Raw genomic sequence first — 26,712 nt, 5'->3', positions numbered from 1 at the left:
TTTAACCCTGTTAGTGCCCGCAGTAACCGGTCGTGGTTCAGCACTCGTTGGATGTCTAGCATCGTCTTATCTCGTCACTGTTCCCTATTCTCCCTTATTCCCCGACAGGTCTAATAAAGATGTGGAGAATTGAGAAGACTATTTTGTTGTGTGTTGCGCTAGTGCCGCACACAACAAATTGTGATTTACGATTGCTAGCTCACCTTGAACTGACCTACGTTTGCCTGTAGGTCTTGTGCCACTGCCAGCAGCTCTTTAAAGGAGCTTGATACTTCAGTAGCTCCAGCAGAGGTTTTGTTAGCAATTACTGCCACATCTTGCATGGTTTGAGATACTTGCTCTGCTGCTTGAGTTTGAGTGACAGCAGTTTCAGCGATCGCCTCAACCAAAGCACCAATCTGAGCACTGGCAGTCACAATTTTGTTAAGGCTTTGGCGGGTTTCATCCACAAGTTGAGTTCCAGTGACCACTTGCTCTGTTCCAGCTTCCATTGCTGCAACCACTTCATTCGTTTCTTTCTGAATTTCTACCACCAGTTTTTCGATGTCTGCGGTTGCTTCTGCCGATTGGCGGGCAAGCGATCGCACTTCATCTGCAACCACTGCAAATCCCCGTCCTTCCTCTCCGGCGCGAGCTGCCTCGATTGAAGCGTTTAGCGCTAGCAGGTTGGTTTGCGCGGCAAATGTGCCAATTAGGTTTACCACCTTGGAAATCTTTTGTGACGATTCACCCAACCTTTTTACCTTTTTAGAGGTTTCTGCAACCGTTTCTCGGATTGCCATAATCCCGTCTACTGTCCGGTTCATGACTGCGTCACCCTCTTTAACCGTTTGGGTTGCTTGCTGTACACTTATTTCAGCGTTAGCAGCAACCCTACGAATCGAGTTTGACATTTCTTGAATTCGACTGAGAGCTACAGTAATTTCCTCAGCCTGACGTAGAGCTTCGTCTGATAGTACTTGAACTGAACTTTCATTGCTGTTGGCAGTTGTTGCCACGCGTTGACAAAAAGTGAAGACAGGGTGACAGTTCAGTGTCGCTTCTGTTAGTAGCCCATCTCCAACGCTGCATTACAATGGATAACCAGTGCCCCAGTACTACTCCCTTTTAGGCGCTAGTACGGCTCCCTTACCTTTCGCCCGAAGAAATGCCGAACTTCTCTGATTGGTACTGAAATTAATGAGCTGCTTTCTTGTGTAAGATTGGAAGAATCTGATATATCGCAACTCTACTCTGATGCTGTTTATTTAATGATCACTGAACTCATTCGATGTTTTTGAGTTCAGCGATCACTTCAGGATTTAATGTCAGTTTGGGAGCTAGCAACATGATTAAACCTTTGAATATTGCCATTATTGGTGGCGGCATTGGTGGATTAGCAACTGCGATCGCCCTGCTCAAGCACGGATTTGACGTGAAAGTCTATGAAAGGGCAGAAACTCTGCGCTCTGTTGGGGCGGGTTTAACCTTAACCCCAAATGGGTTAAACAGTCTCGAAGCTATCCATCCGGGCATCGTTAAGGTTTTGAAACAAGCAGGTAGTCAGCTCGACACACTCACTTTGAAGCGCAGCACTGGAGAAACAATCGCATCCAAACCAATCACGGTTATGCAGCAATATGGGCAACCAATGTTAAACATTCGGTGGTCACGTCTCCAAGAAATTCTTGCATCAGCACTACCAACTAATATCATCCATTTTGGGCAGCGCTGTGTCGGATTTGAGCAATCTGACGACAGTGTTACGCTCTTTTTTTCAGATGGGAAAACCGTTGAGACAGATTTGCTAATTGGGGCAGATGGAATTAACTCTATCGTTAGACAGAACCTAATCGGCGACGGTTCTCCAAATTATGCTGGTCGCGTTTCTTGGCGGGCTATTCTCCAGTTTGAGCATGAGCAACTTGCTCCAAACACTTCTACCCTACTCACATCAGCTGATGGCAAAAACTTCCTGCTAGTTGATGTGGGTGGAGGTTACACCTTCTGGAGCGCTAGTGCTCTATCCGCTGATGATTTTGTTCACCAACGGGCTACAGCTTCCAAAACTCGTGTTCTAGAGCGATTTGCTGATTGGGCAGAACCCGCAGGCGAAATTATTAAAGCAACGCCTGCCGATTACATTGTGGAACGACCGATTTGCGATCGCCCCCCCTTGCGACACTGGAGTAACGGCGGAGTAGTACTGTTAGGGGATGCAGCTCATCCAGTCGTTCCGTCTTTGGGACAGGGAGCAAATCTGGCATTTGAGGATGCTTGCGAACTAGCAGCGTGTCTTTCTGCTGCATTGAATATAGAAACAGCTCTTAAGTCCTACGAAAACAGTCGCCTTCCTCGTACAGAAGTTGTTTACAATCGCAGTTCAATTCAGGGCTATCGCTCTTATCAACGTGATAGTGAAACGAGATTAAACGAAATGATGGAATCTTCTCAAATGAATCAGAATGAATTTGAAACATGGCTCTACAGCTACCATCCTGGTGCTAGAGCGTGTATCTCATAAATCCGGTTTTCTGATCTGCAATATAGCGTTTCCCATTTGATGATGCTGAGTCAATTGGATTTGTGCAACCTTGGAAAAACCTGAGCAATTCTGCGCGGTGCAATTTATGGGTGTAAGGTGATCAGCAACGATTTGTCGAGAGTTTAGTGACGATTGTTTTAAGTCAGGTGAATGCTAACGATGTAGCAGTCAGTACTAAAAGTAAGCGATAAATGGGAGGCAGCATTGGATAAAGATTTGAAGTATTCCAAGCGCAGTGAGACGGATCAAGTTTTTCGCGCTATAAATTCTCTCAATCAGCCAACAGAGACTACAGCAACAGATACATCTTCATCTGAGCGGTCTATACTCACGATGTCATCACTGGGGAAGCTAGGAAGATTTGGTAATCAGCTTTTTCAGTATGCGTTTTTACGAATTTGTGCATTGCAATCAAAGGCACAGGTCGAGTGCCCAGCTTGGGTTGGTCAATCACTATTTGGATATACTGATCCACCCATTACACAGCGTTTACCTGCCGCAATCGAACAGCTCGATCAGGGTGAAGCCTTGTTTGATGCGTTTCCAGAGTTTATTCCATACATTGAAAAAATGGCAGGAGCGCCAAGTCTTCGCGTTGGAGTCGAGGCGCTAGAGCAAGGATTAACCAATGTTGATTTGTGGGGATTTTTTCAAGTTCACACTCGTTTTTTGCAGCCACATCAAACCTTTTTTCGATCGCTGTTTCAACCCGTTCCTGATCTCAGGGATGCGCTAGAAGTTGGGCTGGCTAAGTTGCGATCGCAAGGCAAAACAATTATTGGGGTGCACGTTCGACGGGGTGATTTCGTTCGCTTACCGCTTTCAGGATTTACCCTAGTTGTACCGCTAGCGTGGTGGTGTGACTGGCTTGATAGTATATGGGATCAGTTTGACGATCCCGTGCTATTTCTGTGCAGTGACGAGTTAGAGCGTGTTTTGCCAGCCTTTGCTAAGTTTAACCCTGTCACCTGCAAGGATTTGTCTATTGAATTGCCGCAGCTTCAGGCTATTAATGCTGAGTTTTATGTTGACTTCTTTATGCTAAGTCAGTGTGATGTGGTCGGCATCAGCAACAGTATTTTTAGCTTTGCAGCTTGTTTGTTAAACGAGCGAGGACAACAGTTTTTTCGGACCTGCTGGGACTTCTCCATCAAGTTTATCCAGTTTGACCCTTGGGATAGTTTGCCACTTCTTTACATCGGCGACGGACAGCCCAAGATTTTGAAGGGCATTGATGAGGCTGCGGCGGTGGCTCTTGCGACTCAAGGTAGACTCGGACTTTTGAGGTGTCTCTGTGTTCAGGTGCCGATTAGTTTAACCAGACAATGGCTTGTGCGAACCTACTTAAGCTATCAAGGGACAGGTTGGCGAGGCGTACTTAGATTATTCAACATAACTCAATTCTTGAGGTAAGCCACTGGTTCGACCAGTGCGACTCGACCAGCTTTGAGCGTTGCAGCAGTAAAGTAGCTCCCACGGTGGCTTGGTGAAGCAAAACCGTAGGAGAGAATATCATGTCGCAATTGTATCAAAGCCTCTCCATTCCAAGTGGGACTGCAAGTATCACATCGTATTCATACCCGAATATCATCGTAAGGCGATGTTCGGAGAGATTCGTAAATTTCTCGGTCCGATTTTTCATGAGCTAGCGCGGCAAAAGGAGTGTCGCATCATCGAGGGACATCTGATGCCAGACCCTGTTCATATGTGCATTGAAATTCCACCAAAGTATGCAGTGGCATCGATCGTTATTCCATCAATAATTAGAAATAGCGTGTCTATAACACACTCGCCTAAAGCAATTAGTTTAGGTCATGCCGGGGTCATGCCATTTGCCACGTCATCTCTTGCCCTGCCCGTAAGGGCACAAGCCCGGATTCAGTAAATGGAACTTCATCGGGAACGCGCCAAGTCGTTCTGGTTAAAGTAATTTGTTCAGTATTGCGCGGGAGTTGATAGAAATCTGGACCATAGAAGCTGGCGAACGCTTCAAGTTTATCAAGTGCATCAACGCTCTCAAACGCTTCTGCATACAGCTCCATAGCATGTAGAGCCGAATAGCAACCCGCACAGCCACAGGAACTTTCCTTGCTGTTGCGAGAATGAGGAGCGCTATCGGTGCCCAGGAAAAACTTAGGATTACCAGAGGTTGCTGCTTGCAAAAGTGACAGGCGATGCTCCTCACGTTTCAAAATTGGCAGGCAATAGAAATGGGGGCGAATTCCACCTTGAAATAAGATATTGCGGTTAAACAATAGATGTTGTGGCGTAATCGTTGCAGCGATGTTGTTGGCAGATAGGACATACTGCACAGCATCTGAAGTGGTAACGTGTTCAAGCACCACACGCAGGTTAGGAAATCGCTGCTTGAGAGGGATCAAATGTCGCTCAATAAACACTTTCTCGCGATCGAACATATCAACATCTTGATCGGTCACTTCTCCATGCAGCAGTAAAGGCATGTCTACCTGCTGCATCGTTTCAAAGACGCGATCGCACTTGCGAATGTCCGTCACACCGAAGTCTGAATTAGTTGTTGCACCAGCTGGGTAGTACTTGACCGCTTTGACAAACTGAGATTCTTTGGCCACGATAATTTCTTCGGGGCTTGTGTTGTCAGTGAGGTAAAGCGTCATCAGTGGGTCGAACTGTTGGCTAGCCGGAATGGCTGCAAGAATGCGATCGCGATAGGCTGCGGCATCAGCTACCAAGCGTATTGGAGGCTTCAAATTTGGCATGATGATAGCACGGGCAAACTGACGCACCGTATGGGGTAGAACCGCTTTCAGCGCCGCGCCGTCGCGTAGATGGAGATGCCAGTCGTCAGGTCGGGTGATCGTAAGCTTCTGCATCTTACAATTATAAAACCGTTAGTGCTTGGACAAGTGTACAGTGACTTTATGCTCAGTGCGAAACGAGACGGCAAAGCCGCAGCACGATTCTTTCGCAAGACGTTGAAAGCGCAGCACGTCAAGGAACCCCGTGTGCTCAATGTGGACAGAAATGTGGCTTATCCGATCACTACGGAAAGGCTAATGAATATGCTTCGTAAAGAACAGGTTCAGGGGGTTGAAAGTGGCGATGTGCGATCACAAGTAGAATTCGTGTCTCAAATTTTTGGACTTGTTGCTTAACTCGATTTAGATAGAGTTAGTCGTTTATTCTTCACTAGTTTCTCCGACAAAGCCAAGTAAAAGTATCCTCCGGCTCTGCCGGAGGCTTTAGCATATGGGAGCCGCTCAAAGCGGCTTTTTCACTATCATCCCTCGCTCCATAGTTTCAATTGCTCCAAGCGCTGATCCTCCTTCTCCTGATCTCGAATGTATTGCCGCACAATTGCTTCATCTCGTCCGACCGTCGACACGTAGTATCCTCTCGCCCAGAAATGCTGTCCTGTAAAGTCCTGCCGTTTCCCCAAGTAGGTTCGAGCAATCGCAATCGCACTTTTACCCTTGATAAATCCCACAACCTGAGAAACCGAATACTTGGGAGGGATAGAGAGCAACATATGCACATGGTCTACCATCAAGTGCCCTTCCTCGATGCGGCACTCCTTCTGCCGAGCCAAATGGTGGAAAATCTTGCCCAAGTGTTGCCGTAACTCGTAGTAAATTGCCTTACGTCGATACTTGGGAATGAACACCACGTGATATTTGCACTCCCATCTTGTGTGGCTTAGACTACCGATATCTTTCATTTGAGTCTCCTTTCGTGACCTCCAATTAGGTTCACGTAGCAGAGACTCTTTCCTACATTCCTGGTACTGTAAAACTTTGAGAGTCCCCCGGCTCTGCCGGGGGTTTACCGTCGTTAATCAGCCATACCCTTGACGGGGAGGCAGGTTTTGATTTTCTTGAGTTCTCAGTGCGACAATATCCGGTAGGCAAATACGCTTCCAAACATGGATTCAAGACCTTGATTAAACCCAGCCAACAGAGTCAACATCGCCACTTGGCACAATTGAAAAAGATTGTGTCATCTCATGGTGCAACCACCCAAGCAGGGTTAATTGCTCACCTCAACCCAATCATTACTCGATGGTGCCAATATTACGCTACGGTAGTGAGTAAAGAAGCATTTGCTTCTTTACTCACTACCCGCCTGGGCAACTGTTGCGTTGGGCAAAACACAGACATCCCAGGCTCAATACCCATCAAATTGTGTCGCTATATTGGCGAGTGAACCAGGGAGACGGATGGGTATTTCAAATCGAGGTACACTACTAAGATGGAAATCATGGCAATCAAAGCCTGAATAATCTCAAACTGCTACACCGTCACTGCCATGACCAGATACACGCAGCAGCGACAACACCTAAAACTGGTATTCCTGACAATGAGCCAAGTTGGAGAGGAGCCGGATGCACGGAAACGGGCAAGTCCGGTTTTGAAGCCAAGCAGATGGGGCGACCTACCTATAATGTTGTCTCAACCCGCGATTCCAGCTTGTCTTTTGGCGGCCACAGCGTTAATTGTCCGCCATGTTGATACTCTTCCAGCGTAAATGAGTCTACCTGAATCGCATCATTGCGAGCAGATTCGGCTTCTCGTAGAAGAGCTGCATCATCCTCGGTAATCACGCCAGCAGTCAGCGCTGCATCAATCAACTGTTGTGGCTTCATCTGTGGTAGTTTCCCATCACGACTCGCTGTCTTGATCGTCTTGAAGATAGCTTCAGCTTGAGACGAGAGACGGAACGCTTGTTCCAATCGTCCTAACGCTTCATCAGGATGGTCTGGGACATAAATCCCAGGTGTGAGGCGATCGCGTATTGCTCCAGGAATTTGAAGCTGCTGGGCAATAGTGCTGCCAAGTTCATCTGAAGGTAGCGCACCAATTGAATTGAACCGCCACCACGCCAGCACAGGACCCCGGAAAAGAGGACCGAGAACAGGGATAGAAAAATTGGCAAAAATCCCCTCAAATCCCTGTTGAATTTGGGCAAAGGCATACTGCATAGCCCAACGAACAGCGGGTAAATCTTCGGGATTTTGTCCTTCTGCCTCAAACCGGCGCAAGGTTGCCATTCCTAGATACATCCAGGACAAGACATCAGCAAAGCGTCCTGTGAGTTTTTCTCGACGTTTTAACGTGCCACCGAAGCCGATGAGGGCAAGGTCGGTCATAAAGGCAAACGTTGTAGACGCCCACGCTAGCTTGCGATAGAACTGGGCAGTGAGTCCTGAAACCGGGGCAGGTGCAAGATAGCCGCGCGATACATTCAGTAATCCTGCTCGAAAACCGTTTCGCACAATCAAGGCGATGTGATGCCAGAGGGCATGATCAAAGGCGATCGCATCTTCCCGGTTTAAAGCTTGAACTTCTTGATAGATATAAGGATGACACCGGATTGCACCCTGTCCGAAGATCATCATCGTGCGGGTGAGAATATTGGACCCCTCAACCGTAATTGGGATAGGCGTGGCGATGTAGATACTGGCCAGCAGATTGCGTGAACCCCGACAAATCCCTGATCCGCCTAAAACATCCATGCCATCGTTGATCAGTTTGCGCGACAGTTCTGTGAACTGATATTTGGCGATCGCAGAGACAACAGATGGTTTTTCGCCCTTGTCTACGGCTCCACACGTGTAGATGCGAGCTGCATCCATCAGGTAAGTCAGCCCGCCAATGCGGGCGAGGGGTTCTTCAACTCCTTCAAATCGCCCGATCGACAGCCCAAACTGTCGTCGCACCGTAGCATGAGCGCTGGTGACGCGCGTTACTAATTTGGCAATGCCGGTGCAGGTTGCCGGAAAGCTGATGCCTCGTCCGGCAGCTAGGGTTTGCATCAGCATCCTCCAACCTTGACCCGCCTGCTCTACTCCGCCAATAATTTGGTCGATCGGGACGATAACATCCCGTCCTTCAATAGGAGAGTTGTAGAACGGCACTCCCATCGGATCATGGCGTCGCCCCAGCACCACTCCAGGGGTATTGGCAGGAATGAGAGCACAGGTGATGCCTACATCTTCTCCTTTGCCGAGGAGATGGTCGGGGTCGCGCAGCTTGAATGCGAGCCCGATCAGAGTGGCGATCGTGCCTAGCGTAATGTAACGTTTGCGGAAGGTTAGGCGGAGACACAGTTTGCCATTCTCATCCTGAAACACCATACCCTGCGAAGTAATGCTGGCAGCATCTGATCCAGCTGTCGGCTCTGTCAGCGCAAAACAGGGAATTTCCTCACCTCGCGCCAACCGAGGGAGATAGTAATCCTTCTGCGCCTGAGTACCGTAATTGAGCAGCAGTTTTGCTGGACCGAGCGAATTCGTTACACCAACCGTGGCCGTGTGAATAAACGATCGTGAGGAGAGCTTTACCATCACTGCGCTGTAAGCTAAGTTCGAGAATCCCAACCCACCGTACTCTTTTGGAATCATTAGCCCAAAGAACCGTTCTTCTTTGAGATAACTCCACACGTCGGGTGGCAAATCTTTGCGACGTTGAATTTCCCAATCGGTTGCCATCCGGCACACTTGCTCTACAGGACCATCCAAGAATGTCTGAATTTCGGGCGGCAGTTGAGGATATGGCTCACTTCTCATGCGCTTAAAGTTAGGTGCGCCTGAAAAGAACTCACCATCTACCCAAACTGTTCCCGCTTCGATCGCCGCTCGTTCCGTTTCTGAAATACTAGGCAGAAGCTTGAGAGACTGAATGCCTCTCATGATGGGTACGGTGATGAGCGTACGACGAAGCCAGGGAACATTCAAAACGACAGCCACGATACCAAAAATGGACCATCCCCACACAGGTGCGTTGATAATCAAAAGTGTGGCTGCAATGTACAGCGACCACATCCACAGCGGTACACCGAGATAGCCAAATAGCATTAAAAGAAAGACAAGGCTGGAAATACTGATGAATGGCTGAATGAACGGCATAGTATTCCCCCTAAATCATCAAATTCTCAAGTACCCCTGCAGCACCCATACCACCACCCACGCACATGGTTACTAGACCATAGCGAACGCCGCGTCGTTTCATTTCGTGTAGCAAAGTGGCAGTGAGTTTTGCGCCTGTACATCCCAAGGGATGTCCGAGGGCGATCGCACCCCCGTTGACGTTAACAATCTCCTCATTTAAATCAAGCTTGCGGATAACAGCCAGACTTTGGGCGGCAAAGGCTTCATTGAGTTCAATCAAACCAATATCGTCCAGCTTCAAACCGACCTGGTGCAGCACTTTTGGAATGGCAGCGACGGGTCCAATTCCCATGATTTCAGACGGCACTCCTGCAACCGCAAAACCAAGCAATCGCCCCATTGGCTGCACATCCAGTTCATCGACAAGGCGTTTGCTTATCAATACCGCCGCCGCCGCTCCATCCGACATTTGAGAGGAGTTTCCAGCCGTCACGCTGCCGTGAATGCGAAACACGGGGGGTAGCTTAGCCAGGGCTTCTAGGCTGGTGTCGGGACGCGGTCCCTCATCCACCTTAAACACCGTGTCGAACGCATGGGGGCTACTGTCCACATACAGCGTTTCATGTACGGGGAGAGGTACCACTTCTTCTTCAAAGCGACCGGATTGGATAGCGTCGATCGCCCGATGGTGCGATCGCAATGCAAAGGCATCCTGGTCTTCCCGGGAAACCTGGTATTGCTGCGCCACATTCTCTGCTGTAATGCCCATCGTGGAATAGGCTTGAGGTGCTTCTGCAATCAAGTCTGGGTTGGGCGCAAACGCATTTCCCCCCATCGGAATCAAGCTCATCGATTCCGCGCCTCCAGCGACGATCGCTTCAGCTTGCCCCAGCGTAATCGCTTGGGCTGCCATCGCGATCGTTTGTAAGCCAGATGCACAAAACCGGTTGACGGTGCAGCCTGCTGCTGAGTCGGGTAATCCTGCCCGTTGAGCAATGACGCGCCCTAAATTAAATCCCTGTTCCGCTTCTGGGAATGCACAGCCAAAAATAAGGTCGTCGATCTGATCGGGTTCTAATCCTTTAACTCGATGGATGGCTTCTTTAACGGCGATCGCACCCATATCATCGGGACGCATGTTGTGTAGCGTGCCTCGCGGTGCTTTTCCTACCGCCGTCCGAACGTTGCTCACGATATATGCTTCTTTCATAGCTTTTATATTTGAAATTGAAAGTTGTTATTGAAGTGAGAGGTGAGAGGTGAGGAGTGAGGAGTGAGGAGAGTTTTGAGTTGAGAAAACTTCCCTCTCGCCCCCTCTCCTTGCTTAGTTCCGCAATGGTTTCTTGGTCTTGAGCATATGCACGATGCGTTCTTGTGTTTTAGGCTGGCTCAGGAGTGGGAGAAATGTTTCCCGTTCCAGTTGCAGCAGGTAGTTTTCATGGACCAGAGCAGGGGCAGAAAGTTCTCCTCCGGTCATGACGTAGGCTAGCCGCCCTGCAAGGTAGCGATCGTATTCACTGGCAAACCCTCCTTGCTGGAAGACATAGGCAGCGTGTTCCAGTGCGGCTCTGGCGGGTTGACCCAGCACCATAATGCTGTTTTGTTCTGGGGGTGGAGTGTAGCCAATTTGGCTGAGGTGCAGCGCTTCTGCTTTGGCAACGGACAGGCGGCGATCGCCATTCATCACAATACGAGCGGTTAGCGGCAGAAAACCAATCTCTTGGGCTTCAGCCGCACTGCTTGAAACTTTTGCCATGGCGATCGTTTCAAATGCCGCCCGGAGAAAGGGCTGAATATGGCTAGGGGATTCTGAAGCGGCTCGTTCAGTCACTCGCGCCACCGTTCGCATAATGCCGCCTGCCCCCGGAATTAGACCCACACCTAACTCCACCAGTCCAATGTAGGTTTCTGCGGCAGCAACCACGTGCGGGCAAGCCATGACTAATTCACATCCTCCACCCAAGACACGTCCCTGAATGGCAGCAACGATGGGTTTGGACGCATAGCGAATGCGCTGGAGGATGGTCTGAAATTGCACAATCAAGTTGTCAAGGGCATCAAAGTTACCAGACTGAGCCAGCATCCCCATTTCAGCCAGATTCGCTCCTCCAGAAAAGTGGGGGCTATCGTTCCCAATGACCAAGCCTTTAAAGTCATCGCGGGTTTCTAAAAGCTTGAGGACCTCATCTAAGCCGTCAACCACCTTCAAACTCAGCGTATTGCCCTTTGAACGAAACTCATACAGCACAATCCCATCGCCTAAGTCCAATAGAGCCGCTTCTGGGTTATGCCAGAGAGTCCGCTGTGGATCAGCTTTCACAGTCTCTAGCTTCATTTCATCCGCCGGAATTTCTAGGGGAATGTAATGCAGCTCGTTGCTCCGCCCCAGCTCATAGACGTATTGGTCATTCCAGTAGAAACTGCTAGCACTGTTGCGATGCATTATTTCTATCCATTCAGGGATGAGAATATCGGCAGCTCTCATGTCAGTCAATACGGTTTCAAAACCCAAAACATCCCAAATTTCAAAGGGACCTAACTCCCACTCAAAGCCCCATCGCATCGCCCGGTCAACATCAGCCGGACTATCGGCAATTTCAGGAATGCGGCGAGCGCTGTAGCCCAAAATCTTCAGCATGGTTTGGCGGAAGAAAGCTCCAGCCCGATCGCGATCTTGATATAACGCTCGGAGGCGATCGCCCAAATCCGGTAGCTTGCTAAGAGCTTCAACATTGCCTAGATTCAGTGGTTTAGCTGATTCATAGACTAGCGTTACAGGATTGAGAGAAAGAATTTCGCCACTTTGTTTCTTGTAAAATCCTTGTCCTGTTTTCGCTCCCAGTGTTCCAGTTGAGACCAGTTTACGCATAATCTCAGGAACGCGGAACACATCTCGACTTTCATCATTAGGAATAGCCGGATAAAGATTTTCTGTCACATACAGCAGCGTATCCAATCCCACTAAATCAGCAGTTCGGAATGTTGCAGACTTAGGGCGACCCACTAGCGTTCCGGTGAGAGTATCAATCTCTTCAATGGAGTAGCCCTGCTCTGTCCAGGCTTTCAGTCCTAACATTGTGGCATACATGCCAATGCGGTTTGCGATGAAGTTGGGAGTGTCTTTTGCAAACACAACCCCTTTACCTAAATACACTTGTCCAAACCACTGCATACGCTTCAGAACCTGTGGATCGGTATCTGCAGTTGGAATCACTTCCAATAGTTTGAGATAGCGCGGCGGGTTAAAGAAGTGCGTTCCTAAAAAACGCTTCCGAAATGACTCTGATTGATGTTGAGCGATCGCATGAATCGGTAATCCACTGGTGTTAGTTGAGACGATCGCATCCTCATGAATGACACTTTCCAATCGCTGCATTAGCTGCTGCTTGATGTTTAAATTTTCAACGACCGCTTCAATGACCCAATCCACATGAGCGAGTCGATCAAAATGGTCATCAAAGTTGCCGAGAATGATCCGACGAGCTGTTTTTTCAGTGAAAAAGATCGGTGGAGATTGTTTTCGCGCCTTCTTAAAAGCGGCTTCGACCAAATCATTTTTGTTGCCGGTCTTTGCAGGCAGATCAAGTAGATGTACGGTCAAACCTGCATTGGCGAGATGGGCTGCAATTTGAGTTCCCATAACGCCCGCACCCAGAACGGCGGCTGTTTGAAATGGTTTAAACATTGTTTTGAAACCTTTCTATAGTTAGGTGGTGAGTCGTGGGTTGAGAGATTGAGCAACGGTTGGACAAGACGCATCGGGGATAGGAGGACAGGAGGATACCAGGGCAGAATGGGGGGCATCGCTATGGCGTTCTCCTGTATCGCCTCTGTGAACTTCCCTTTCTCCATATAGGGCGTCAATTTCGGCAGCAAACACTTCAGCAACTTTGGCGCGATTGATCCGCCCATCTGCCATGAGCAGTCCATTCTCAACAGTGAACGCAGCATTTAATAATCGGAATCGTTTGACCGTTGCCCAGTATGGCAAATGGCAATTAGCGCTATCCACAAGAGATTGATACAGAGCAATAGTGCAGGGATGTTTCAGCAATTCCTGATTGGATAAATCAAATCCAACAATTTGAGCGTGATGGTGCAATGCCTCCAGGCTTGGGGCGATCAGCATCGTACAGAATTTGCGTTCAGAGCCAACAGCGATCGCCTGGGACACTAACGGCGATTGTTTCAACCGCTGTTCGATGGGTTGAGGTGCAATATATTTGCCTGTTGAAAGCTTGAAGAGCGATTTTTTCAAACCCGTGATTTTCAAGAAACCTTCGTCTGTGAACGCACCTAAGTCTCCGGTGTGCAGCCAACCCTGTGCATCAATCACCTCGCGTGTGGCTTCGGGGTTTTTGTAATAGCCTGGTGTCACATAAGGACTGCGGGTCAACACTTCTCCATCGGAGGCGATCGCAACCTCGACTCCTGCGATCGGCTTACCGACCGTCCCTGCTCGGTTAAGAGACATGCGATTGACACACACAACAGCACTTGCCTGAGTTAACCCATAGCCCTGCATCACTGGTAGACCTGCTGCTGCGTACAAATTGGCTAACTCAGCTTTTAATACAGCCCCTCCACTAATCAAATAGTGAAGGCGACCACCAAACAGCGATCGACACTTTGAAAGCACAAACCAGTCAGCTAGCTGCAACAGCAATGCATACAATCCTTTGGGTGTCCGTCCCAGTTCATATCGCCTGGCAACGTTTAATGCCCAATTAAGGATGAGCTGAGCTGTTGTAACTTGCAACGCCTGCGACCAAGACAACCAAATATGCTGTAATCGGCTCAAAGACCTTGAGAAAGGGAAACGAGTTGATTCAGAGAAATACGCCAGAATCGTTTCTACATCGTTTCTTGGGTCCTTAATTTCCAGTTTCTTTATAACGCCGTTCCGATGTCCGCCTACCTCAAGAACCTTACTGTAAATCTTCTCTAGAAAAAGAGGTACCGTCACTAGAATCGTAGGTTGAACCTCCTTGAGATGTTTCATCACCCGAGTAGGGTTGGAGAAATAGATGCTGTGCCCATAGTTGATGTTTCCATAGAGCAGCGTTCGGGCAAGAACGTGATTTAAGGGCAAAAATGTCAGCACCGTCTCTGTGTTACCCCTTCCTAAGCCCGGAAGGCTCGCAAATGAGGCTAACGCATTGGCTGAAAGGTTTTCATGGGTTAGCATGACGCCCTGCATTTGCCCCATATCGTCGGGAATGTAGATAATGGTTGCAAGCGTGTTAGGAGTCAGCGTGCTGTGAAGTTGATGCAGGCGATCGCTTGAGTATTGAGCTTGCCCCTCACGTTGAATCTCATCTAACGAAAAGAGTTGAATGCATTGTGGAAACGGAGAGCGAGGTTGGTCTACCTGAGCAGGATGTAAAAACATCGGAATCCAAAGACAAGCAGACTCAGAAATCGCGTCAGGGTTGAACTCATCTGGATGAACGGGCTTTCCCAATTGCACCCACTGCGATCGCACTTGCTGCCAGTCCAAAGGAACATTGGCAACAATAATGTATTGCAGGTCAGGAGTGTCCCAGAGGTGCGGCACAATTTGTGCTAATAGCTCTAGGTTGGAGATGATGAGTGCTCTAGCGGCACTATGTCGCAAGACAAAGATGATGTGTTCGAGCGTTTGTGTTGGATCAATCGGTACATTCGTTAAATTTGCTAGAAGACACCCCAGGTCTGCAATGCAAAAGTTCAGATCGCTGTGCATTAACAGGGCAACGCGATCGCCCTGCTCTAAACCCAAATTGACGAGTCCCAATGCCAAGGCTTCGACCGTTGCTTTGAAGTCCTGATTTGAGAGTGGCTGCCAACCTGTATCAGTCCATTGATTGAATGCTTGAGCATTTGGAGCGCGATCGCAAGCCTCATTCAACAATGAAGGTAACGTCCGCCCCAGAAATACATTGCCAGAATCTAAGGAAGTTTGATGTGTCTTCTCATCAGTGCATAACATCTTCTTTAGAAGAGCAGAATCCTCTTCTCCTTATAAACAACTATTTCTAAACCCTCTAAAGCAAATCATTGAACAAAAAATCATGGAGCGAAAGAGAAGTCTACGCATTGAATTGTTGCCAATCCAATGCGTCTAACCTCTCCCGAGGTGTTATCAAGAAATGAAGCAATTATGTAGCGTTGAACATTTGCAATTCAACGATGCTTTAGAGAAGTAAGATGCAAGACCCCGCAGAAATTTAGATGTTGACTTCTGACAACCGAGCTTTAATCAGTCCCCAGTATCTCCTTTCAGTTTGGTAGCAATTAGAAACAATTTCATATGCTTTGAGACTTCGGCTCTATCATGCCTAAACGCCTCTAGCTCTAGTAGTTTCAGTGTAGCCGGTTAGTATTGAATTAGTTGATTTTTTATATATTTCTTGAGGAAGTTGAGGGTAAAACATTACGTTTTGCAGCGATCGCTAAGGAAATCTCTCTTTAGTAATACTCGTCAAGATAGAGCTTTCGTCATAGATAGTTGATGATTGTTATTACCTACTCTGTACGCTATAAAAATCGGCATTTCTTTATCTTGGGATGATGCACGGCTATCCATTCCAAAGTAGGGGCGTTTTGCGAAACACCCCTACTAAAATGTCACTACAATTCATACCGTAGACCAGTAACGCCGTTACTTAAGACCTAAGATAGATCCTTTAGGATGCATACAGTTCTGACGACCCATAAGCCACTGTTGGGTCTAAATGTTTCCCCAGCCAATGTTCTAGGTCTGTCAGAACTTGATAATCGACATCACTATAGAGGTCATGACAACAGCCCGCATACTCGTGATATTCCTTATCAGAGAACATCACCCGTTGGAAGAAGTCACGGCTAGCTTCGGGGAGCGTTACCGCGTCTGTACTGCAATGTAGAAGCAATAAAGGAATTTGCAGATTGGACGTGTGTTTATAAATCCAGTCTACAGTTGCAAAAAACTCTGTTGCTAATCGAGCACTGCCATACTCATGGCGCAGTGTATCTTGGAGATAAACTGTGCAAAGCTCTGGATCTCGTTCGCAAAAGTCATTTGGGATACCCAATTTTAGGCTAAACCGTGGCCAAACTCCCGAAAGCAATAGACCTAACCCTAGCTTCACTGGAGAAATGCCAACTCTGCCAAGGGCAGGTGCCGTAACGATGAGTCCCTGAAGTTGCTCTGGCGATCGCAGCACATAGTCGAGGACGATCGTGCCACCCAAGCTATGTCCCCACAGAAAGCAGGGTCCTCCTAATCGCTTCTCGTGAATTTGCTGCAAGAATAGGCGTAAGTCCTCACGAAACTCGGACCAGGAGTTGATATATCCTCGCTGCCCAGGTGAGCGTCCATGACCGCGTAGGTCAAAGGCATACACTTCAAAGTTTTGGGAAGTGAGAGTTTCTACAGCAGGATTAAACAAGCCGCTGTACCCTCCCAAACCATGAACCAGGGCAACAGTTCCCTGAATCGTTCCCCTTGGATGCCAACTTTGATAATAAAGGTCTAGCCCTCCAAAGCCTTTGAACGTTCCTTCAACGTGTTGCATTATTATGTCTCCTCAAATGCGTTTGCTGCTGTGGGTTCAAACGCTACTAAGGACTAACATAGACAGACTAAGTTAAAGGTATGAAGCGAAAAATTGCTGCATTCCTATCAGTCGCTAGTAGCCTGAACTCACCGCTACTAACTTGAGAAGATTACTGAGTATGAAATTGGGGTAGTTAGAAGTCGTACATCATACCTAGCATTATATCTAACCCTTATGAAACGGCAATTGCTAACGTTCTCCACCGTAGGGAAGAAATATTCTGCTCAGCAGAACTTCCGGTTGTGTCGCTTGAGCGACCGAGATTTGGAGGAGATGATGCAAGAATGGGGAGTGCGTTGCGTATTGTCTGACTTTCCAGTTTGCCTGAGGAACTCCTCAATTTGCCAGTGGCGCATCCCGCAGGATTGCGATCGTTTTGGTTCTTTCTTCAAATTTCTAGAGTTGCAAACAGCAACAGTTCACGCTAAAGCTTCCAAATGTTTTATCGGTTCGCTTCAACCGCTCCTAACTGCTTCAACACTACTTTTTGTCCATCACTTAAACCTGTCACGCCTTGAATATTCATGCCTTCGTAGATTCGATCGGGACGCAAAATTTTCAGACATTCACCTGCTTCGATATCCCAGAAGCGAATGGTTTCGTCATAGCTTGCACTGATCAAAGTGGAGCTTTTCTTGGGATGAAACGTCATCGAGGACACAATATTGCTATGTCCTTCCAGTTGCTTCAGACATTGTCGTGTGGAGATATCCCAAATGTAGATCTTGCGATCGCAACCTGCCGTCAGAAACTGACCATTGGGGCTGAAGGTGACCGACATTGGCACACCACACAACTCGCTGAAAGTCGCGATGCATTCACCAGAACTCGCTTTCCAAAGTTTTACGGTTCCGTCATGGGCACCACTCGCTAAGAGTTCTCCTTGCGGATGAAACGCGATACTCCAGAGGCGTGCGGTATGACCCAACAATTCTTGCACTATGGTTTTAGAGGCATCATCCCACAGTTGCAGCGCCCCATCTTCACTGCCAGTAGCAAAAAGTTTACCTTGCGGGTGGAACGCGATCGAAAAGATATTGCCTCCCCGTGGCACCGCGAACGTATGCACTGGAGTTCCATCTAAAGACCAGAAGCGAATCGTCGCATCAAAGGCACAACTCACGAGTAACGGTTGAGTGGGATGAAAGGTTACGCAAAAGACCCAGTTTTCATGTCCTTTGAAAGTGTGTAAACAACGACCCTGAAAATCCCACAGTTTGAACAATCCATTCGATCCACCAGCCGCAATGCGCTCCATCTTAGGATGAAACGCACTCGTCACGATTCGCATATCGTGTTCGGCAAACGTTTGCAAACATTCTCCGGTTGCCACTGACCAGAGCCGCACATTATCGCCACCGCCGATCAACAAGGTGCCGGTCGGATTTATAGCGATGGTGTATAGTGCCAACGGCTTGCCCTGAAAGGTTTTCATGCAGCGCCCGGATTCTACCTGCCAAATTTTTACCTGCGCCGCTTCGCCTCCACTGATTAAGGTTTGGCCCTGCTGATTAAACGCTAGTGCCCAAACTACACCTCGATGCCCTTGCAGCGTGCGTAGCAATTTCCCACTCTTCACATCCCACAGACGCACTGTTGAGTCATGAGAAGCACAGGCTAACAGGCGATCGTCCGGGCTAAATCGCACCTGAGTGATTTGATTCACCTTGCTTTGCTCTAGCTGCCCAAAGTCTATGTGTAGCGTGTGCAGACATTCTCCAGTTTTGCTATCCCAAAGTTTCGCAGAACCATCCGAACTTGCACTGGCTACATACTCACCGTTGGAACTGAAACTCAGGTCCCAAATTGCGTCGTCATGTCCATCGAAGGTTGCTAAACATTCCCCAGTTACACAATTCCATAATTTGATTTGGCGATCGCTACTGCCTGTTGCCAGATGATGGGTTTGGGGATGAAATGCCAAACCTCGCACGACTCCCGAATGGTTTAGCACTCTAAGCAGTTGCTGCGTGTGTAGGTTCCAGAGTTGAGCCTTACCAGTTTCATGACCGCTGACCAGCCATTGTCCATTAGCACTGAGTACTAAACGCCAGATCGGACTATCCGTCTGCCATTCCTGTAGACATTGCCCAGTTACCACATTCCATTGCGCGATCCGTTGATCAAAACCTCCCGTGAATAGGGTCTGGAAATCTGTGGCAAAGACAACTGCAATTACCCAGCCTTGATGGGCAGACCAGGAATTGGTCCACTGCCCTGCTTTGAGATCGTAGAGAAATACTGCCCCATTAGAGGCTGTCATTGCCACCAAATCACCATTGGAGCTGATTAAGACCTCGAAAATATCAGCAATCGATTCGGCAAATCGAGTGTGCTTCAAGTGGGTATTCGATAAATTGACCTGATGCAGCAGTGTGTCAGCTAAATCCACTTGTCGTAGCGTCAAGCCTGATAGATCGACTCCTGTTAAATCTGCTTTCAAATGATTGAGGAGATTTAATAGATTGCCTGCTGCATAGCAATTGGATGACGCAGTCTCTTGCTGGCATTGGTGGAGCAGTTGCCGCAGATGGTGAACGATTGCTTTGCAGTTTCCCAAAGGGGTAATCGCATCATGGCTAGAAAAATGTGCCATCAGCCGAACAATCAACGGTTCTAGAATTAACTGTCTCTGACTTTCGCGAACATAATCTACCGCTTCTGCTTTCAATAACGCATGAGTTTTTAAGTCCCACAATGTTTGCGCTTCGATTTCGTGGGCTGCGATTGTCAAAATCTTTTCAGTGACGTATTCCATGACAACGGGCTGCTGGGTAAAGCGAGTTCCCTGCTGTTCAATTAAGCATCGAAATCTTAAAGATTCCAAACTTTCCAGCAATTGATCCTTGGAAATAACAGGGACGATATCAGCTTGTAATTCGGCAATTCCAGTCCATTCTCGGTTAATTGCTAACCAGTACATGATGCTCTGCTCTAAAGCAGATAGGCGACTAAACTGCTGATCGAGTAATCGTCGAATTCCATTAAAAACAAATGTGTTTTCTTGCAGGAAGTCGTTGATGTTGCGATCGAATAACTCTTGAATGGACGTTGCAACAATTTTCAGCGCCAATGGACTGTTGTTGTAATGTTCACTCAACAACTGTTTCTGTTCGGTTGTGCCAATCAATTGCTTATCTTGAATAATGAATTTGGCTGCCTCTGGGGAACCGTCGAGTTTCATCGATCGCACTGCCGATTGATCGCCTTCTAAAATGGCAATTTCTGCGGGTTTCTCACGGCTGGTCAACACAACGCAACTTTGATGTCTCGCTTCTGCAACAGACCGCAATAACTCCCCATAGGCTTCAAACCCATTGCGGAATTGCCCTACTTGTTTGGAATCTAAGATTGTTTCTAAATTGTCGAGAATGATCAGGCAGCGAGATTGCTTCAAGCAGTTGAGTAATCGACTCAATTCCAGCCTGGTTTCCTGTTGATTGGATAGAAAAGGAATCAAATCACCCAGTAATGTCTCAATCGACGGTGCGTTCCGTAGCGATCGCCAGATTACATAGGTAAATTGATCTTGAATTTCGTCAGCAAACTTTACCGATAAGGCAGTTTTGCCAATGCCACCCATGCCCAAAATGCTCACTAGGCGACAACGGTCTTGCAGAATCCACTGTTGTAGGGTGTTCAGTTCTGGGGTGCGACCATAAAAGAGAGAAACATCGATCGCTTCACCCCAATCAACCCAAGGAGCAGCCATCGAAAAAGTTACTCGATCTTCACTGCCCCGTTTTCCAACTTCTTGTGTCCTAGCTTGTGTGTTCTCTGGTTCTTTGGACTCTTCTCGAACCTCTTGATTATCTTGCCGCCAACGATGCTCTAGCGAAGCCCGAAAGTTGGTCTTGCTAACCTCTTCGCCTAGCGCATCAGAGAGTAATTGCCAGAGTTTGGGACCCGCATATCGTTTCAAGTAACTGGCGGCATAACTTGCCTTGCTAGCAATCTCTTCGTAGGTTTCTCCTTGCCAGGAGCCGCTCAAAATCGCTGCTTCCACAGGGCTAAGTCGTCGTTTTGCTTTTGCCAAAACAACTCTGTTCGCGACCTCAAGCCCCTGCTCCGCATCCATCTGCTGCCAATCTAAGCGACGAATGATTTTATCAGAGATCTGAACAAATTATAGCGAGGCATTTTACCTACTGTAATTTTCGTACAAAGTTCTTCATCAGGGAACCTATGAACTTCTATCTATTGACGATTCATTCATTGTTCGATATTGAGGTAGCTCATCGGCAAAAGATACATAGATAGAAGTTCATACCCTTTATATCCCTCATGCAATCGGGTGAAGGGCTTTGAATCAGCAAAGAACTAAGGTCTAAATATCGAAAGCAACAACGCATCCAATCACTTCTTTATTTGTTGGTGAATATAACTTCTACTTTTGCGTTGTTTGTATCTCATTAAGTGTTCTGCGTTTGCAAGGTGCATGAAGTCTTTCATCCCAGCGATCGCTTCACTTGATGTCTATTCGATTGTTTTGCAACTCAAACCACAATTACTTCAGAAGAAATCGAAATGACTGAACCTATTTTTGGAAATGATAATCCAAATACTCTCTACGGCGATCTCAATGATCAGGCGGAGAACGATACCATTTACGGACTAGGAGGAAACGACACCATTGGCGGGCTAGGAGGAGATGACATCATTTATGGTGGCGATGGCATGGATACAATCGGTGGTGGTGATGGTAACGATTGGCTTCATGCTGGCTCTGGTAACAATCAGGGTATCTTTGGTGGCAATGGCGACGACACGATGTTGGGTGACGGTATCGAGGTTATGGTTGGTGGTACCGGCAACGACCTTTACTATGTCAACCGTGTAGAAGACGCAGTGATTGAGGAGCTTAACGAGGGGGTTGATGTTGTCCGCGCTAGCATCAGCTATACGTTGCAAGGCAATGTCGAAAAATTAGTTTTGGAGGGCAATGCCGCCAACGGCACAGGTAACGGTATGGATAATGAGCTCTATGGTAACGCCGCCGACAACCTCCTTTCAGGTAGCGAGGGTAATGACGTGCTCCGAGGCGGTGACGGCAATGACGTGCTCCGAGGTGACAACGGAGACGATCATCTGGTTGGGGGGTCAGGCAGCGACCATTTGGTTGGGGGAAGCGGCAACGACGTTTACTATGTCGAGAATGCAACCACCACCATTTTTGAAGCTGCTTCCGGAGGAAATGATGGTGTGCGCTCTACCGTCAGCTTTACCTTGTCAGCAAATATCGAGATTCTAGCCCTGGATGGCACTGATGCCATTAACGGGACGGGTAACGGCTTAAATAATAGTATCCACGGTAACGCTGGCAACAACTCCATCTCCGGTGGTGGCGGAAATGATTATTTATCCGGTCTCGGAGGAAATGACATTATAACGGGTGGATTGGGGCAAGATGGCTTTCTCTTTGCTGCTCCACGACAGGGAATTGACACAATCAAGGATTTTAGCGTTGTGGATGACAACTTCTGTATTGAGCGAACTGGCTTTGGAGCTGGATTAGCAGCAGGAGTTATCACGGCTGATCAGTTTCGAATTGGGTCGAGCGCTCAAGATGGTAGCGATCGCTTTATCTACAACAAAGGCACTGGAGCGGTATTCTTCGACGCTGATGGCATCGGGGGAGCAGCTCAGGTTCAGATTGCTAAAGTATCGACTGGTTTAGCGATGACAAACAAAGACTTCTTTGTAGTAGGCTAACCGCTGATAAATGGACTGGTGGAGGCTCTACTCCCCACTGGTCGATTACCGTCCTTCGTTCAAATTCAAATGATCAAACGCGCTCTGGTTGCTCATTAATTGTATGAGTAATTTGCAGGGATGGTTTTACTGCGTCGAGAAAATCAAGGAGATAAAAATGACAGCACATACAATTAATCTAGCCACTCAAGATTCATCCTTTCAAACTCACTGGTTGGAATTGGTTGAACAGTTAGGCAGACAGTTTGCCGAACGATCGCAACAGATTGATGCGAGCGATCGCTTTGTCTTTGAGAATTATTCTGACTTAAAGGCACATGGATTTGTATCGCTGGGTGTGCCTCAAGCGTTCGGTGGTGCCGGACTGAATCATGCTCAACTTTGTGAAGTCCTGCATAGACTGGGTCAATACTGCGGCTCAACTGCACTAGCATTTGCCATGCATACTCATCAAGTCACAACGGCTGCTTGGCGATGGGAACACCAGAACGCTCCGGTTGAAGGTTTACTGAAACGAGTTGCCAACGGGAACATCATCATTCTCAGCAGTGGCGGTTCGGATTGGCTAGAAGGCTCAGGACAGGCTGAACGGGTAGAAGGTGGTTTTGTAATTAATGCCCGCAAGGTGTTTGCCAGTGGCTCACCAGTTGGCGATTTGCTGATGACCAGCGCCATCTATGATGACCCAGACGCAGGAGCAACAGTCTTACATTTTGCCGTTCCCATGTCTGCACCAGGAGTGGCGATCGAGTCAACCTGGAGAGCGCTAGGAATGCGGGGGACAGGTTCTCATGACATTACCCTCTCGAATGTATTTGTTGCCGATGCTGGCATTGCAGGTAAGCGTCCGCAAGGCAAGTGGCATCCGTTGTTTCACACCATCTCAATGATTGCCTTTCCGTTAGTTTACTCAGTATATGTCGGCGTTGCCCAGGCAGCTCGCGATTGCACCCTTGAGCATGTTAAAAAGCGTCCCCAAGACAGCCATCTAGCCTATCTCGTCGGTGGTTTAGAAAACGAACTGACCGCAGCCCATCTAGCGCTCAAACACATGATCGCGGTAGCTGCTTCCAACCAACCTGGACTGGAAACGACTAACCAGATCATGACAGGTCGCGCCCTAGTCGCTCGCGCTGTTTTAAACGTAGTGGAGATGGCAATGGAGGCGACAGGTGGCACTGCGTTCTACCGTTCCAAGGGCATTGAACAACTGTTTCGAGATGCTCAAGGTGTGCGCTATCACCCCTTACGTGATGGAGATCAACGCCGTCTGAGTGGACAACTTGCCTTGAACTGGACGGTGGATCACACCTAGTAATTCAAGCCTTACAAGGAGAAGCACCATGATTTCCCCGATTCATTCCGCAGCAACTCATGCGATCGCAATAGAGACTCCAGCGGCGCAATCTGTTGCCCCTACTGAAAATAAACCCAGCAGAAATAAACCCAGCAGAACAAGGCTGTCTGCTCACTGGGAAGTAATCGACAATAAGTTGGTTTGCCAATGGCGATTGTCTGATTAAACTGACCACGAAACCAAATGTTTCCCTAGCAACGCATTGTTTGTCACGAGAGATGTGCTACTGGACAAATTTCAAGTGTGTTTCGCGTTGGCTTTACGTTTTGTCGGAAGATTGACCACTCAAAAAATGGAAACTTACTAAGAGAATTAACATAATTTACAACGGTTCAGAAGCTAGAGACATCTTTAGCGGTAGCGAGGATGCTGACCTTCTCTTTGCCCATGGTGGAAATGATGAAATTTATGCACTAGGAAAGGATGATTACATTAATGCAGGATGGAGAGATGACATTGTTGCTGGAGGGCAAGGAAACGATTATGTTTTGGGACTCTCAGGCGATGACACTATATAGGGTGATGACGGGGATGACATACAGTCAAAGCTATCTGAACCAACCTGGCATTGCTACAGATGGTCAAGTGAGAGGATGGCAAGCCGTCATGGATACAGTACATGCCGCAGGAGGAAAGATAATGGTTCAGCTCATGCACTCTGGAGCACTCTCCCAAGGCAATCATTATCGCGATCGCACGATTGCCCCTTCTCAGGTTCAACCCAAAGGTCAGAAGATGGAGGAATATGGCGGGGGCGGAGGTCCTTTTCCGCTTCCCCACGCAAACCAAAGTCAACGACTTTGAGTATCGTTGGACTGGTGGCGAACACGATGGTCGAGTCATCTTTGCTGCCGTAAAAGCAGCCGGAGCCGATTTTATCCACATTGCCAGTGAAGGTCGAGATTGGTTATCGACTGCAACGCTAGGAGGCAACCTGACAATTACGCAGCTTGCAAAAGTGGCTCAGGTTCCTGTGATTGCCAATGGGGGAATGCACCATCCTGCTCAAGCGGAAGTATTAGAGGAAGGGCATAGCGATATCATATCGCTGGGACGAGGGGCGATCGCCATTCCTGATTGACCGCTGCGATTAGCTCAAGGACTACCCTTTAATCGATTTGACCACGCTATGATTCAACCAGATGCCACACTCAGTAACACGCAACACTGGCTCGTCCACCAGTCCGCATAAGCCTCAAAACTAAGGGACAGACACCTCGAAATTCTAGGTTGTGTCGCAAATTTTTTGCGACAACAGAGCAATTCTAAAGCCTTGTTTGATGAGAGTAGAAGCGTTGAATAGCCTGGTTTTGGGATTGTATAAATGTTTGTGTCAAAGGTCAGAAATGAGATCTAATGAACTACTGAACCTGAGACACTTGGACTATGACTTTTCGACCTGAATTACTGGATGAATTGCTCAAAGGCTACGAGAACCCTGAAGACCTGCTGGGGGACGGAGGGATACTCAAACAGCTAACGGCTGCTTTGGTGGAACGCTGCTTGAATGCGGAAATGAAAACCCATCTGGAAGCGCAACAGGCGGAGACTGCAAGCGGAGACAAGCCGACTCGTAACCGCCGCAATGGTCACAGTAAAAAGACGATTAAAGGAGAGTTTGGAGCGGCACAAATCAACGTTCCCCGTGACCGCAATAGTGAGTTTGAACCCATTATTGTCAAAAAGGGACAGAGCCGCTTTGACGGCTTTGACGACAAGATCTTGTCCCTCTATGCCAGAGGCATGAGTACCCGCGACATTCAGGCTCAACTGCAAGACCTCTATGGGGTAGAAGTCTCAGCAGGGCTAATCTCTAATGTCACGGATGCGGTCGAAGCAGAGCGTAAGCTTTGGCAAAACCGAGCGCTTGACCCGGTTTATCCGATTGTCTATTTTGATGCGCTTGTAGTCAAAGTGAGGCAAGACGGACGGGTGATTAACAAAGCAATTCACTTAGCATTGGGGGTCAACTTGTCGGGCACCAAAGAACTGTTGGGGATATGGATGAGCCAAAATGAGTCTGCCAAATTTTGGCTGGCTGTACTAACCGAGCTTCAGAACAGAGGACTCAAAGACATCTTTATCGCCTGCTGTGATGGACTCACAGGCTTCCCTGATGCGATTGAAGCGGTCTTTCCTAAAACTCAGGTGCAACTTTGCATTGTTCACATGGTGCGAAATTCCTTGGGCTACGTCTCCTACAAAGACCGCAAGGCGGTGGCTGCTGACCTCCGCTTGATTTACACTGCCAGCACCGAATCTGAGGCAGAGCAGCACTTGGTAGCGTTTGCCGAGAAGTGGGACAAGCAGTATCCCACCATTAGCAAGTCTTGGCTTAACCATTGGCAACGCATCATTCCCTTCTTTGCCTTTCCGGCTGAGATTCGCAAAGCGATTTACACGACTAACGCAATTGAGTCGATGAACATGACTCTCCGTAAAGTATTGAAAAATCGCAGAGCCTTTCCCACTGATGAGTCTGCACTTAAGGTTGTCTACCTGGCAATCCAAAATATTTCCAAAAAGTGGACGATGCCGATTCGAGATTGGAGACCTGCTCTAAATCAGTTTGCGATCGCTTATGAAGATCGCTTTCCTCTCTGAATTTAGATCTTTGACACAAATCTATTGACATACCCCTGGTTTTAGCAAAAAATTAGGACACTTGCCCTCA

18 protein-coding genes and 2 pseudogenes are annotated in these 26,712 nt (G+C 48.0%); 11 read left to right on the top strand and 9 right to left on the bottom strand.

All coding sequences use genetic code 11. The annotated features are described in order from the left end of the window. Positions 1 to 194 precede the first annotated feature (194 nt). Positions 195 to 1,001: pseudogene (locus H6G00_RS11510) on the bottom strand (methyl-accepting chemotaxis protein); the annotation flags it as partial. Positions 1,002 to 1,327: 326 nt separating this feature from the next. On the opposite strand from H6G00_RS11510, the gene H6G00_RS11505 reads away from it, so the two are divergent. The 3 genes and pseudogenes from H6G00_RS11505 to tnpA (H6G00_RS11495) form a co-directional block, all read left to right on the top strand. Next, the gene (locus H6G00_RS11505; RefSeq protein ID WP_190796823.1) at positions 1,328 to 2,503 is read left to right on the top strand and encodes an FAD-dependent monooxygenase; all 1,176 of its coding nucleotides are present in this window, start codon (positions 1,328 to 1,330) and stop codon (positions 2,501 to 2,503) included. Positions 2,504 to 2,857: 354 nt separating this feature from the next. Beyond that, positions 2,858 to 3,937, top strand: a complete 1,080-nt coding sequence (locus H6G00_RS11500) for an alpha-1,2-fucosyltransferase (RefSeq protein WP_199318432.1) — start codon at positions 2,858 to 2,860, stop codon at positions 3,935 to 3,937. A 109-nt stretch (positions 3,938 to 4,046) separates the two neighbouring features. Continuing rightward, a pseudogene (gene tnpA, locus H6G00_RS11495) lies at positions 4,047 to 4,274 on the top strand (IS200/IS605 family transposase); the annotation flags it as partial. 73 nt (positions 4,275 to 4,347) lie between these two features. Here tnpA (H6G00_RS11495) and pyrC read toward each other — a convergent pair. Further along, entirely contained in the window at positions 4,348 to 5,376 is a 1,029-nt protein-coding gene (gene pyrC, locus H6G00_RS11490) for a dihydroorotase (RefSeq protein WP_190796820.1), read from the bottom strand. 48 nt (positions 5,377 to 5,424) lie between these two features. On the opposite strand from pyrC, the gene H6G00_RS11485 reads away from it, so the two are divergent. Beyond that, positions 5,425 to 5,658: a DDE-type integrase/transposase/recombinase gene (locus H6G00_RS11485; protein ID WP_190796819.1), complete on the top strand. Its 234-nt coding sequence runs from the start codon at positions 5,425 to 5,427 to the stop codon at positions 5,656 to 5,658. A gap of 125 nt (positions 5,659 to 5,783) precedes the next feature. Here the strand turns inward: H6G00_RS11485 and tnpA (H6G00_RS11480) are convergent, their stop codons facing one another. Beyond that, the gene (tnpA, locus tag H6G00_RS11480) at positions 5,784 to 6,221 is read right to left on the bottom strand and encodes an IS200/IS605 family transposase (RefSeq protein ID WP_190796818.1); all 438 of its coding nucleotides are present in this window, start codon (positions 6,219 to 6,221) and stop codon (positions 5,784 to 5,786) included. Between the two features lie 167 nt (positions 6,222 to 6,388). On the opposite strand from tnpA (H6G00_RS11480), the gene H6G00_RS11475 reads away from it, so the two are divergent. Beyond that, a complete protein-coding gene (locus H6G00_RS11475; RefSeq protein ID WP_190796817.1) occupies positions 6,389 to 6,706 on the top strand; it encodes a group II intron maturase-specific domain-containing protein in 318 nt (105 codons plus the stop codon). A gap of 232 nt (positions 6,707 to 6,938) precedes the next feature. Here the strand turns inward: H6G00_RS11475 and H6G00_RS11470 are convergent, their stop codons facing one another. The 6 genes from H6G00_RS11470 to H6G00_RS11445 form a co-directional block, all read right to left on the bottom strand. Next, positions 6,939 to 9,407, bottom strand: coding sequence for an acyl-CoA dehydrogenase (locus H6G00_RS11470; protein WP_190796816.1), 2,469 nt, complete (start codon positions 9,405 to 9,407; stop codon positions 6,939 to 6,941). A gap of 10 nt (positions 9,408 to 9,417) precedes the next feature. Then, positions 9,418 to 10,599 (bottom strand): acetyl-CoA C-acyltransferase, encoded by a 1,182-nt coding sequence (locus H6G00_RS11465; RefSeq protein WP_190796815.1) that lies wholly within the window; start codon positions 10,597 to 10,599, stop codon positions 9,418 to 9,420. Between the two features lie 114 nt (positions 10,600 to 10,713). Next, positions 10,714 to 13,074, bottom strand: coding sequence for a 3-hydroxyacyl-CoA dehydrogenase/enoyl-CoA hydratase family protein (locus H6G00_RS11460; RefSeq protein ID WP_190796814.1), 2,361 nt, complete (start codon positions 13,072 to 13,074; stop codon positions 10,714 to 10,716). Positions 13,075 to 13,095: 21 nt separating this feature from the next. Further along, entirely contained in the window at positions 13,096 to 15,360 is a 2,265-nt protein-coding gene (locus H6G00_RS11455; RefSeq protein WP_190796813.1) for an AMP-binding protein, read from the bottom strand. 697 nt (positions 15,361 to 16,057) lie between these two features. Next, entirely contained in the window at positions 16,058 to 16,927 is an 870-nt protein-coding gene (locus tag H6G00_RS11450; protein ID WP_190796812.1) for an alpha/beta hydrolase, read from the bottom strand. 484 nt (positions 16,928 to 17,411) lie between these two features. After that, entirely contained in the window at positions 17,412 to 21,047 is a 3,636-nt protein-coding gene (locus H6G00_RS11445) for an NB-ARC domain-containing protein (protein ID WP_190796811.1), read from the bottom strand. A gap of 449 nt (positions 21,048 to 21,496) precedes the next feature. Here H6G00_RS11445 and H6G00_RS11440 point away from each other — a divergent pair, with 449 nt between their 5' ends. From H6G00_RS11440 to H6G00_RS11410, 6 genes are all read left to right on the top strand, one after another. Then, positions 21,497 to 22,681 carry a calcium-binding protein gene (locus H6G00_RS11440; protein ID WP_190796810.1) on the top strand — a complete coding sequence of 395 codons (1,185 nt, stop codon included), beginning with the start codon at positions 21,497 to 21,499 and terminating at the stop codon, positions 22,679 to 22,681. Positions 22,682 to 22,838: 157 nt separating this feature from the next. Then, on the top strand, positions 22,839 to 23,996 hold the full coding sequence (locus H6G00_RS11435) for an acyl-CoA dehydrogenase family protein (RefSeq protein ID WP_190796809.1): 1,158 nt from the start codon (positions 22,839 to 22,841) through the stop codon (positions 23,994 to 23,996). A 28-nt stretch (positions 23,997 to 24,024) separates the two neighbouring features. After that, positions 24,025 to 24,204, top strand: coding sequence for a hypothetical protein (locus H6G00_RS11430; RefSeq protein ID WP_190796808.1), 180 nt, complete (start codon positions 24,025 to 24,027; stop codon positions 24,202 to 24,204). A 317-nt stretch (positions 24,205 to 24,521) separates the two neighbouring features. Continuing rightward, positions 24,522 to 24,842: a hypothetical protein gene (locus H6G00_RS11420; protein WP_190796807.1), complete on the top strand. Its 321-nt coding sequence runs from the start codon at positions 24,522 to 24,524 to the stop codon at positions 24,840 to 24,842. Further along, positions 24,784 to 25,119 carry a hypothetical protein gene (locus tag H6G00_RS11415; protein ID WP_190796806.1) on the top strand — a complete coding sequence of 112 codons (336 nt, stop codon included), beginning with the start codon at positions 24,784 to 24,786 and terminating at the stop codon, positions 25,117 to 25,119. Before H6G00_RS11420 ends, H6G00_RS11415 begins: the two co-directional genes overlap by 59 nt. Positions 25,120 to 25,424: 305 nt before the next feature. Then, on the top strand, positions 25,425 to 26,642 hold the full coding sequence (locus H6G00_RS11410; protein WP_190796805.1) for an IS256 family transposase: 1,218 nt from the start codon (positions 25,425 to 25,427) through the stop codon (positions 26,640 to 26,642). Positions 26,643 to 26,712 lie beyond the last annotated feature (70 nt).

The sequence above is a fragment of the Leptolyngbya sp. FACHB-541 genome, from assembly GCF_014695875.1.
Classification (GTDB): Bacteria; Cyanobacteriota; Cyanobacteriia; order Elainellales; family Elainellaceae; genus JAAUTN01.
This window is presented reverse-complemented; position numbering and strand designations above follow the sequence as displayed.